At 73.8% G+C, this 11,740-nt stretch carries 7 protein-coding genes; all 7 read left to right on the forward strand.

The window, feature by feature from the left end; all coding sequences use genetic code 11:
- Positions 1-28: 28 nt before the first annotated feature.
- Positions 29-520: a CU044_2847 family protein gene (locus tag NGB36_RS06955; RefSeq protein ID WP_255919219.1), complete on the forward strand. Its 492-nt coding sequence runs from the start codon at positions 29-31 to the stop codon at positions 518-520.
- Positions 521-572: 52 nt separating this feature from the next.
- Positions 573-2,564: a VMAP-C domain-containing protein gene (locus NGB36_RS06960; protein ID WP_255919220.1), complete on the forward strand. Its 1,992-nt coding sequence runs from the start codon at positions 573-575 to the stop codon at positions 2,562-2,564.
- A 132-nt stretch (positions 2,565-2,696) separates the two neighbouring features.
- Positions 2,697-3,803 carry an AAA family ATPase gene (locus NGB36_RS06965; RefSeq protein WP_255919221.1) on the forward strand — a complete coding sequence of 369 codons (1,107 nt, stop codon included), beginning with the start codon at positions 2,697-2,699 and terminating at the stop codon, positions 3,801-3,803.
- A 5-nt stretch (positions 3,804-3,808) separates the two neighbouring features.
- Positions 3,809-7,108, forward strand: a complete 3,300-nt coding sequence (locus NGB36_RS06970; RefSeq protein WP_255919222.1) for an SAV_2336 N-terminal domain-related protein — start codon at positions 3,809-3,811, stop codon at positions 7,106-7,108.
- Positions 7,105-7,314 carry a YxD-tail cyclophane-containing RiPP peptide gene (locus tag NGB36_RS06975; protein ID WP_255919223.1) on the forward strand — a complete coding sequence of 70 codons (210 nt, stop codon included), beginning with the start codon at positions 7,105-7,107 and terminating at the stop codon, positions 7,312-7,314. The genes NGB36_RS06970 and NGB36_RS06975 overlap by 4 nt, the downstream gene beginning before the upstream one ends.
- Positions 7,315-7,434: 120 nt before the next feature.
- Complete coding sequence (locus NGB36_RS06980) at positions 7,435-8,643, forward strand: FxsB family cyclophane-forming radical SAM/SPASM peptide maturase (RefSeq protein WP_255919224.1); 1,209 nt, start codon at positions 7,435-7,437, stop codon at positions 8,641-8,643.
- 100 nt (positions 8,644-8,743) lie between these two features.
- Positions 8,744-11,731, forward strand: coding sequence for an FxSxx-COOH system tetratricopeptide repeat protein (gene fxsT, locus NGB36_RS06985; RefSeq protein WP_255919225.1), 2,988 nt, complete (start codon positions 8,744-8,746; stop codon positions 11,729-11,731).
- Positions 11,732-11,740: the final 9 nt, after the last annotated feature.

Below are 11,740 nucleotides of genomic sequence, written 5' to 3' on the forward strand. Positions count from 1 at the left end.
TCACTCGATCGGGCGAGCGGGAGGCGTCGTGGGGGATCGGGCGCAGCGCATCGCGCTACCGGACGGTACGGAGGTGTGGGCCCGGCTGTCCCCGGTGACGGCTCACGGGGACGACGCGGACTACGCCGATGACACCGAATACGGCGGATACGAGGACGTCGGCGCCCTCGACAAGGTCGTCGCCCGCGTTCAGCACCTGAGAGAGCTCGTCACCGGGGTCGCGGCATCCGTGCGGGACGCCGCAGCGCAGGCGGCACCGGACGAGGTGAGCGTGGAGTTCGGCGTCGAACTCGCCGTGAAATCAGGAGCGGTGATCAGCGTGCTCGCCGACAGCGAGGCAAAGGCCGCCCTCACCGTCACCCTCACCTGGCGCGACCGCTTCGGCCGCAGCGCGCCGCTGCCGGACCGTCCCCTGCCGCCTGCCGTGCCGCCGATGCCCACGCTGCCGCCCGCGGCGCCGCAGCGGCGGGGCACCACGGAGAGGCAGGGCGAGCCCGGCGGGACCGGCACGGACAGCTGAGACCGGACACTGCCCACGACCTGGGAAAGACCGGATAGCAACGGGGAGGCGGATGACCGGCGAAGCGCAGGCCCGGCTGCGGGACCTGGCGAGGCAGGCGGCCGTCGCCGTCCAGGCCGACCCGCACGACGAGGCCTCCGAATTCTGGGGAAGCGGGTTGCTGATCGCCCCGCACTGGGTGCTCACCTGCGCTCATGTCCTGATGCGCCGCGACTCGTCGGGCCGCAGGCGGTGGGTCGGCGGCGGCGCTGTCGGGGTGCGGATCGCAGGCCGCCTCTTCGCGGGCCGGGCGGTCTATGCGCTCCCGCACCCCGAGTCGATGGCCGTCTGGGACCGCGACGACGAGCGCGGCGCCGACCTCGCCCCAGACCTCGCGCTGATCAGGCTCACCGAGGAGGCCCCGCACAGCTGTGCATGGCTCTCCGACCGCGCCGTGCCGCCGGTCAGCAGTCAGGTCGCCGCCTACGGATGGCGCAGGCCCGCCGGCGACAGGCCTCTCGGTGAGCAGGCCGAGCTGGAGGCGTGGGACGGCACCTGCACCGTCCCCGGCAACGACCGCCTCGACGTCTTCCGGCTGGGCCCTGACTCCGAGATTCCGGACGGCGTCTCCGGTGGTCTTGTCGTCGACCTCGCGCACGGCCGGGTCGTCGGTGTCGTCAAGGCGCGCCGCCGCAGCCGGGACGGCGGCAAGGCCGTCCTGCTCACGGCGTTGCGCGACCTGGCGGCGAGCGAGCCGCTCGTACCCGAGCTGGCGCCCGGCCCCGACCCGTACCAGGAGCTCGTCCGCGCCCACGACCTCTGGCACTACCAGCAGCAGCGCCCGCGCCCCGAGGCGCGCGCCACCTGGATCGACGTCCAGGGGCGGCTGTCGGACGTGATCGGGGAGTGGTCGCCCTTCGACCGGGCCAAGGCACTCGGCCTGCTCGCGGCGCTGCCGCCGCCACGCGGCGGCGGCGTGGTACAGCGTCTCGTCGAGCGTGTTCTCGGCCCGGGCACGGTGCGCGATCCGCTGCCGGTCGCCTGGCGGGACGGACACGGGCTGCTCTACGAGCCGGAGGACGGCAAGCAGTTGCTCGCCTTCCTCATCTACCTCGTCCTCGTCGCGGACGAGGTGAGCGGGCAGGACCCGGATCGTGCCGCGGAGTTGAAGGAGTGGGCGCTCGACCGCGGCCTTGCGCTGCCCGCCGCGGACCGCACCCGCCTGGTGGAGCTGGCGCGGTCGGCCACGGCGTCGGCCACGGCGCACTCGTCGGTGCTCGTGGCGCTGGCGCCCGTGGTCTGGGAGGAGAACCGGCCCGTCAGGTTCCGCTGGGAGATCCAGCTCGTCCATGCGCCCGACCACCGTCAGATCGCCGAGGTCTGCGACGAGCGCGACGGCGTGGCCTTCGACGAGGCCGTGCGGCAGGTGCAGGCGCCGCTGGCCATCGCCCTCGACCGGGCCGACGAATCGGGCAGCCCCGCCGCCGTCGAAATCGCCCTGCCCGTCCACCACTTCGACACCAGGGCCCATCTGTGGACGCCGGGCAGGCGCCGCGCCTACGCCCCGGCGCGTCCGATGGGCGCGCGCAGGCCCGTGGTGGTGCGCGACGTCGAACGCGTGCCGCCGCCCGTGGAGTGGCTCGGCCGGTGGGCGCACGTCGCCGGTCTCGCCGGTCTCAAGCCGTTGCCGCTGAACGTGATCGACCGCAGCCCCGGGTACGAGCTGCTGCGCGGCGCGCCCGCGGAGGCGGTGCCCGTGCTGTGCGGCCCGGTCGGTCAGGGAGAGGGCCTGCTCACCATGGTGGACGCGCTCGACGCCGGGCACGGCCTGGCGCTGTGGCGGACGGCCGACCATCCGCCGGACGCCTGCGGCCCGGACTGCGTCGCCTTCCGGCGCGAGGCGGACGCGCTGCTGGCGGGCGTCGGCGCCGCCGCCGATCTGCCCGAGGCGGTCCGGAAGCTGCGCGCGTACGGATACGACGCCCGGCCGGAGCGGGGGTGGGTCGAGGACTTGGTGCTGCTCTACGACGACGCGCACCTGCCGTTGCCCGGACTCACCGGCTGAGCGGGCGAGTTGACGTGACGCAGGAGCGGTCCGGGCGTCCGGAAATCATCGTTCGCCCTTGTGCTACTGGGTACATTCGTAGGGGGTGCACGGCCCGTGACACCTCCTCCTTGCCTGTGTGAGGAGCGCGTTGTGAACGAGTGGCTCATCTACCGCGGCACGGGACGACCGCATGACGGCATCGACCGCCTGCCAGGCCCTCCACCGTGGCGCAATTTCGACGGTTACCCGCTCGTCAGCCCGCCCGCGCCCATCGACACCGCTTCCACCCGCCGCCTCGGCCTCCAGCAGGACCTCGCCGAGCAGTACCGCCCCGGCCCGGTCGAACTCGAACTCGTCAACGCCGCGCTGTACCTGCGCCGCCCGCTGCTCGTCACCGGTGAGCCCGGCAGCGGCAAGAGCACCCTCGCCCACGCCGTCGCCCACGAACTGGGGCTCGGCCGGGTGCTGCGCTGGCCCATCGTCAGCCGTACGGTGCTGCGCGACGGCCTCTACCAGTACGACGCACTCGCACGCCTGCAGGACCTGCAGATCTCCCGGACCGCGACCGGCGCCCCGCCCGAGCGCGAGGCGAGGACGCCCACCCGTCTCCCGCCCCTGGCCGCCGGCCTCGGGGACCCCGCGCCCTCAACCGAGGCGCTTGGCGCCACAGACACGATCGCCGAGGGGATCGGGCGCTACATCAGGCTCGGCCCGCTCGGCACCGCGCTGCTGCCCGCTGCCAAACCCCGTGTGCTGCTCGTCGACGAGCTCGACAAGAGCGACATCGACCTGCCCAACGACCTGCTGAACGCCCTCGAGGAGGGCGAGTTCGCCATCCCCGAGCTCGAACGCATCGCGGAGCGCCATCCGCAGGTCGAGGTGCAGGACGACGACGGCGGCCGGGTCGTGGTCCGCGGCGGGCGGGTGCGCTGCCGTGCCTTCCCGTTCGTCGTCCTGACCAGCAACGGTGAACGCGACTTCCCCGCGCCGCTGCTGCGCCGCTGCATCCACCTGCGGCTCGACACGCCGGACGAGGAGCGGCTCGCCGCCATGGTGCGGGCCCACTTCGGGCCCGAGGCGGCCGAGCGGAACGCCGCGATCATCCAGCAGTTCCTCGACCGCAGGCCCGGTGAGCAGCGCTCCGCCGATCAGTTGCTCAACGCCATCTACCTCACCCAGCAGGCCCGGGACGAGGATCCGGGCACGCGCGAACGCCTCGCCGACGAACTCATGCAGCCGCTCAACCGGGTGAGGTGAGGCCCGTGCCGCCGGCGCCCGAGGCCCTGCTCGCGCAGCTCATCGACCGGTTGCGCGCGGCGGGCATGGCTCCGGACGCAGAGGGGCTCTCCGACGCGCTGTGGCTCGCCCAGTGGATGGACGCGGCCGACGAGGACGGACGTGATACCGGTACCGGCGGGGAGCGTCGGTTTCCGGCCACGATCGGCGACCGCCGGCAGGGCGGCCGGGAGCAGGAGCAGGACCGGGGGCAGCAGCGCACCGGCCGCGACCCGAGCGGCCCTCCCGCCGACGGATCACGCGAGCGGCCGCTGCCCGTGCACGCCGTACGCCCGTCCGACACCCCGGCGTCCGAGGACGGCACCCAGATCCGCGTACCCGTCGCCACCGCCTTCCCCGGGCTGCTCCCTCTCGAGCGCGCCCTGCGCCCGCTGCAGCGCTACCGCCCGCGCACGGCCGGGCCGCGCGGCCCGCTCGACGAGGCCGCCACCGCGGAACGCAGCGCCCGTGCCGGGCACATCCTGCCCGTGTTCGGCGAAGTGCGGCGCAAACAGGCGGCGTTGCTGCTGGTGATGGACGACTCGCCGTCCATGGTCGTGTGGGACCGGATGCTGGACGAGCTGCGCCTGGTCTGCGAACAGGTCGGCGCCTTCCGCGACGTCGCCGTGCACTACCTGCGCCCCGGACCCGACGGCGAGGCGGGTGTGGCAGCCGCACCCGGCGGCGAACCGCTCGCGTCCGCGGACCGGCTCCGCGACCCCACGGGGCGCACCGTCACCCTGCTGCTCAGCGACTGCTCCGGCGCACTGTGGCGGGGCGGCGCCGCTCAGCGTCTGCTGCACAGGTTCGCCCGCACCGGTCCGGTCGCCGTCGTGCAGCCGCTGCCGCAGCGCATGTGGCCGCGGACGTTGCTGCCCGCCGAGCCCGGCATGCTGCGTGGCAGGGAAGAGGCGGGCGGGCGCCTGGAGTTCACCCCGCGCAGGAGACGCGGCACCGTGCGCGAGCCGGGTTCGCTCGCCGTCCCGGTCCTGGCCCCGACCGAGGCGGGCCTGGGCGCCTGGGCGCGGACGGTGTCGGGCACCGCTCGCTCCTGGGTGGACGCCTGCGCCGCCTGGGTGCACGGCCGGCACCCCGGAGCCGAGCCCCAACCCCGGCAGCGGCGCTCCGCGGAGGAACTGCTGCGGGAGTTCCAGGCCGTCTCCTCGCCCGCCGCACAGCACTTGGCGGCGTTCCTGTCGGCGGCGCCGCTCACGTACCGGGTGATGCAGCTCGTCCAGCGGGCGATGATGCCGCAGACCGGGCCGGTCGAGATGGCCGAGGTGCTGCTGAGCGGGCTGCTCGTACCCGCGGACGAACCGTCGGACGAACCGTCGGGCGGGCAGAGCGAGGACCAACGCCGCGACGGCGGGCCGTGGTACGAGTTCGCGCCGGGCGTGCAGGACGGACTGCTGCGCAGGCTCAGCCTGGGCGAGGCGTCGTTGGTGCTCAAGCACTGCTCGCTCTACATCGAGCGGGTCTTCGGGCGGCGGGCACGCAACTTCCCGGCGATGGCGGTCGGTTATCTGTCGGGATCCTCCGCCCGGACGGGCGGAGAGGCGACGCGTACGGCGCAGGTGCCGGTGCCGAGGGCGTTCGCCGAGGTGGCGCGGAAGGTTCTGCTGAGGTTCCAGCCCGGCGGCGTGGGGCCGGTGGCCGAGGAGTTCGGCTCGGACGGTCGTGGATTCCGGGTGGTCGACGGCACGGGCTCGCCGCCATCCGGCGGAGTGGTGATCGAACACCCGGGACGGGTCGCCGAGCGGGCGCGTGAACGGCTGGAGCGCTTCCAGCGGCAGGGCACCATCCGTGACCTGTGGGAGGCGATCAGGCTGCTGCGCTCGGTGCCCGCCGACGAGCGCCGGCCCGAACGGTTCCTGTTGTTGCGGACCCTGCTCGCCGAGTGCCTGCTCAGCCTCTGGAAGGCGCGGCAGGACGATGACGTGCTGGCGGAGGCCGAGCGGACGGCGCGAGGGGCCGTCGAGCTCGCCGTCCAGGCGCAGGCGGACTCCGATGCGTCGCGGGCGCACTTCGTCCTCGGCTGCGTGCTGCAGGCCATGGCCCGGCAGGACCCCGGCCCACGGGCGCTCGACGAGGCCGCGGCTCACCTCGACCGCGCCTTCGCGCTGCTGCGCGGCGCACCGGGCCCGGGCCCGCTGCTCGATGTGGCTCTGCGCAGCGCCGAGATCGCGGGGGAACGCTACGGGCGCACCCTCGACCGCACGGTGCTCCAGGAGGCGCAGGCACGCCTGGACACGACGATCGCTTCCTGGCCGTACGCCGACGTCTTTCCTGAGGAGGCCTGGCTGGCGCGCGGCGGGCTGCTGCTGGCACTGGCGCAGGATGCCCGGACGCGGGAGGCCGCGGACGAGGCGCGCTCGCTTGCGCTGCGGGCCGTCGCGGACTTCGAGACCGTTGCCGGTTCGCCTCCGGATCAGGCGGCGGGGCTGTGCCGGGTGCTGCTGCAGCTCGCCGAGGCGCGGGAGGCCGCCGCCGGCGACCCCGGTGCGCCGGAGGCCGTCGCGGAGCTGCGCCGCGCGCTGGAGGCCGCGGCCGGCGTCCCGGAGCGGGAGCTGGAGCTGGACTGCCTGCGCCGCCTCGCGCGGGCCTACGCGGCGCGCTACGCGCACACCGGCGACACCGCCGAACTCGCCGAGGCCGACGCCGCGTTGGCCGGGGCCCAGCGTCTGGTGCAGATCGACGACCCGGTGCGTGCCGAGGTGCTCGCCGAGCGCGGCCGGGTGCTGGTCGAATGGGCGCAGCAGGGCGGCGGCATCGCGGTGGCGACCGACGGCGTACGGGTGTTGCGGGAAGCGCTCGCGCAGACCCCCGAGAGCGCCCCCCGCCTCGCCGAGCGCAGGCTGCTCTTCGGGCGTGCGCTGCGGCAGCGGCGCGCCTCGGGCGGCGCGCCGACCGATCTGCACGAGGCCGAGTGGATACTGGCGCGCGCCGCGCGCGGCGCCGCAGACCCGCGGATATCGGCGCAGGCCTGGCTCGAACTCGGCCAGGTGCTCCGGGAGTTGGCACAGGATCCGGGCGCGGCGCAAAGACGTGACGATGCCGCAGAGTCGTTCCGTCGCGCCGCGGAGGACGCGGTGCGTGCGGGTGACATGCTGCTCGCCGCCCAGTCCCACCATCTGCGCGGGGCGGTGCTCGAACTGACGGCGGGCCCGGCGCGGGCGCTGGAGTCCTACCGTGCGGCCTGGGAGTTGTGGCAGCGCTCGGGTGCGGCGGGCGGTCCGCAGGCCCGCTCGACCCGCGAGCGGATGCTCGCGTTGGAGGCAACGGCGTGACGAGCGTGCAGGACGAATACAAGCGGGAGGCGGCGGGCGGCAAGCAGCCGCTTCCCGACTACACCGGAGTGGACCTCGACGAGCTCGCGGCCCGAACCACCCGTCCGGTGCTGGGCGCCGTGCTCGCCGGGCTGCGGCGCCGCGCCGGGCGTGCGGAGCAGGCCGTCGCGTACCACGAGGACTCGCCGGGCATCTCACCCGACTGATCTCGCCGATCCCGCCCGACTGATCGACTCATTGGTCGTATCAAGGCGTCAGGCGGTCAAAATCGGTCAGCTGTGGACGTGGAACGTTTGCGGCACGCCCGCAGGGGTCATCCACGCTGAGTGGTGACCCCCGCCCCCTGGCCGATTGCCGCGCTCGACGTACCCGCCCTGCGCGCGGCCGGACGACGTGCCGTCCCGCTGCGTCAGTTCGTCCTGAAGGTGCACAGCCGCTGCAACCTCGCCTGCTCCTACTGCTACATCTACCAGGGAGCGGACACCAGTTGGCGCCGCCGCCCCGCCCGCGCCGACGCATCCACCATGCGGCAGACCGCGCTGCGCATCGCCGAACACGTGCGCCGCCACCACCTGCAGGAGATCCGCGTCGACCTGCACGGCGGCGAACCACTGATGGCCGGCCCCGGACCCGTCCTCGACTACGCGGCTGCCGTCCGCTCCGCACTGCCGGCGACGTGCGCGGTAGCCGTCACCGTGCAGACCAACGGCACCCGGCTCACCGCATCGGTGCTCGCCGACCTGGCCGACGCCGGGATCCGCATCGGCATCAGTCTCGACGGCGGCACCGCCGCGCTCAACGCCCGCCGCGCCGACCACGCCGGACGCCCCTCCTGGCCCGCGGTCTCCCGCGCCGCCCGGCTGCTCGCCCGCCACCCCGCCTCGTACGCCGGACTGCTGTGCACCGTCGACATCGCCACGAACCCTGCCGAGGTGTACCGTTCGCTCACCGCGCTGCTCCCGCCCCGCCTCGACCTGCTCCTGCCGCACGCCAACTGGACCAACCCGCCGCCCGGCCTGCCCTCCCGCACCGCCCCGTACGGGCGGTGGCTGGCGACCGCATTCGACCTGTGGTGGGACGACCGCAGCGCCGGCGCACCCCGGATCAGGCTGTTCACCGAGATCATCGCCCTGCTGCTGGGCATGGAGAGCACCACGGAATCGATCGGGCTCTCCCCGACTGCGGCGCTCGTCGTCGACACCGACGGAGCCATCGAGCAGGTCGACTCGCTCAAGACCGCGTACGAACAGGCCCCCGCGACCGGCCTCGACGTCTTCCGCCACACCTTCGACGACGCGCTCGACCATCCCGGTGTCGCCTCCCGCCAGCTGGGCCTCGACGGGCTCGCCGCCACCTGCCGCGGCTGCCCCGTCGTCCGCGTCTGCGGCGGTGGCAACTACACCCACCGCTACCGGCACGGCAGCGGATTCCGCCACCCGTCCGTCTACTGCCACGACCTGGAACACCTGATCAGGCACATCGCCCGCCGTTTGTCCACGGAGCTCGACGCGATCGCCTGGGCGGGTGGCCAGTAGGCGTCGGCGTACCCGCGACCAACCACCCGCTGGGATATTGTGCCTGATAGGCAGTCAAATCCCAGCTCAAGTGAGCCGGCTCAAGTGAGGAGACGGTCGCATGGCCGAGAAGCCACGGGCGGGCGGCGGCCCGCGTGAGCCCATCACCATCAGCTACGCGGGGTTCAACCGGCCCTGGGCGGCCTGGATCGCGCACCAGCTCGAACGGCTGGGACACCGCACCGTGCTCCTGCGCTGGGACCCGCCGATGGAGATCACGCTCGCCGACGCGCTCGGCAGCCTGCTCGACGCTCCCGGCCGCGTCCTGCTCGTCCTCGACGACTGGTACTTCTCCCTCGGCCCGCGCTCCGACACCGAGTGGACGGAGGCGCTGCGCACCGTCGTCCCGCCGAACATCGACCGGTTCGCCGCCGTCAGCGTCGCCACCCGCGCGCTGCCGCCCACCGCCGCCCCGCTGGGCCCCGTCGACCTGCGCGACCTCGATGCGCGCGAGGCCCGCCGCCGCACCCTGCGCCGCCTCGGCCTCGACCCGGCCGCGGCGGAACCCGAAGCCGACCCCTCCGCGCCACGCTTCCCCAACGACCCGCCCGCTGTCTGGAGCCTGCCGCGCCGCAACGTCCGCTTCACCGGGCGCGACGCCGCCCTCGAAACGCTTCACGAAAACTTCGCAGCCGGCGGCCGGGCGGGCGCCCGCTGTGCGCTGCGCGGCATCTCCGGCGTCGGCAAGTCCCAGATCGCCGCCGAGTACGCGCACCGCTTCGGCAACGACTACGACATCGTCTGGTGGGTGAGCGCGAGCTTCCGCGCCACCGCACGCGAGCAGTTCGCCGCCCTCGCCCCCCGCCTCGGCCTGGAGACCGGCCAGGAGCTCGGCGACCGCATCCGCGCCGTCCACGAGGCGCTGCGCACCGGCACCCCCTACCGTCGCTGGCTGCTGGTCTTCGACAGCGCCGACGACATGGAGCAGGTCGAGGACCTGATCCCGGAGGGCAACGGCCACGTGCTGATCACCACCCTCAGCCGCGGCTGGGCCGCCACCGGCACCGTCACCGAGCTCGAAGTACGCCCTTTCGAACGCACCGAGTCCATCGCCTACGCCCGCCGCACCGCCGAACGGCTCACCGTCGAGGAGGCCGACGCGCTCGCCGACGCCGTCGAGGACCTGCCACTGCTGCTCGCCCAGACCTCCGCGTGGCTCGCCACCAACACCATGTCCGCCAAGGACTACATCGAGCTGATCCGGCGCGGCAGCCCCAGCCAGATCGCCATCCGCATCTCGTCCGACTACTCGATGGGCTTCCAGACCAGCTGGTCGATAACGCTCAACACGCTGCAGGAGCGCAGCCCCGAGGCGACCGAACTGCTGGAACTCTTCGGCCTGTTCGCGCCCGACGCCGTCCCCGTACGGCTCGTCCAGACCGCCCGCCCCTCCGACCTGCCCGACCACCTGGCTGCGCTCGCCGCCGACCCGATCCGCTGGCACACCGCGCTGCGCCGCCTGTCGGAATCGACGGCAGTGCGCATGGACTATGTCGAGGGCCCGGAGCGCGAGCCGTTCGTCGACACCGTGCAGATGCACCGCCTCTACCACGGCTTCCTGCTCAGCAACCTCACCGAGGACCGCCGTGAGGAACTCTCCGCCGCCGCCTGCCGGGTGCTCGCCGGAGCCGACCCCCGCACCCCCGGCGACACCCGCGAATGGTCCCGCTACGCCGACCTGATCCCGCACCTGGAGCCGTCAGGCGCGCTGGAGAGCAGCGACCCCGACGTACGCCAGCTGATCATCAACTGCGTCGAATACCTCAAGGTGCGCGGCGAGAACACTTCGGGCCTGCGGCTGTGCGAGCTCACGGTCGCCCGCTGGCGCAACCAGCTCGCCGCCGACGACCCCACCATGCTCGTCATGCTGCTGATGCACGCCAACATGCTGCGGCGCTGCGGCCGTTACCGCGAGGCCGAAGCCGTCGGCCGCGCCGCCGTCGCCCAGCTCAGCGAGTCCCGCGAGCCCGACGACCCCGACGTGCTCTGGGCCCGCAACAGCCTCGGCGGCAGCATGCTCGCGCTCGGAGCCTACGAAGAGGCCCGCGAACTGTTCATGGGCTCCGTGCGCACCTACACGCGGCTGCTCGGCGACGAGGCGCCGCGCACCGTGCAGGACCGCAGCAACCTCGCCGTCGCGCTCGGCCTGCTCGGCCGCTACGAGGAGGCGCTCGAACTCCATGGCCTCAATCTGCGCGTCCGTGAACGGCTGCTGCGCCCCCGGCACCACCTCACCCTCCACTCCGGCCTGCTCTACGCCTGGACGCTGCGCCTGCTCGGCCGCTACCCGGAGGCCATGTCCCGCCAGGAGCAGAACGTCCGCGTGCACCGCCAGGTCATGGACCGCTTCAACCCGCAGACCATGCGCGCCGAGCACAACCTGGCGCTGTGCATGCGGCGCACCGGCGACCTGCTCGCCGCCGAGGCGCTGATGCGCAGCGTCGTCGAACGCTTCCAGCAGACGCAGGGGCCACGTCACCCCGAGACGCTCATGGTGCAGGCCGACTACGCGACCTTCATCCGCGAGCACGGCGATCTGAACCAGGCGCGCGAGCTGGCCGAGTCCGTCGCCGAGCGCTACCGCGCCCTCGTCGGCCCGGCCCACCCGTACGCCATCGGCACCGCGGGCAACGTCGGGCTGGTGCTGTGGGAGTACGGCGAGCGGGAGGAAGCGCTGGCCATCGGCGAGCGGGCGAGGGAGGAGATGGCGCGGGCGGTCGGCCCGGCCCACCCGTGGACGCTCGGCTGCGCGCTCAACGCCTCGGGCGCCCGCAGCTTCGTCGGCGACGACGAGGGCGCCGCCCAGCTCAGCCGCGTCACCCTGGAACAGGCCAAGTCGGTGCTCGGTGACACCCAGCCGCTCACGCTCTCCTGCAAGGCGGCGCTCGCCGCGGACCTGCGGGCACTGCGCCGCAGCCAGGAGGCGGCCAAGACCGAGCAGGAGGCGCTGGAGCAGCTCGCCGAGACCCTCGGCCCGCAGCACCCGCACACCATGTCGGTCCGCAGGCGCGAGCGCCCCTACTGGGACTTCGAGCCGCAGCCCGCCTGAGCACCGCCT

The sequence above is a fragment of the Streptomyces humicola genome, assembly GCF_024436035.1.
Taxonomy (GTDB): Bacteria; Actinomycetota; Actinomycetes; order Streptomycetales; family Streptomycetaceae; genus Streptantibioticus_B; species Streptantibioticus_B humicola.

Coding starts and splice junctions, on each gene's coding strand:
- NGB36_RS06960 (WP_255919220.1), top strand. CDS start 573: ATGACCGGCGAAGCGCAGGCCCGGCTGCGGGACCTGGCGAGGCAGGCG.
- fxsT (WP_255919225.1), top strand. CDS start 8,744: ATGGCCGAGAAGCCACGGGCGGGCGGCGGCCCGCGTGAGCCCATCACC.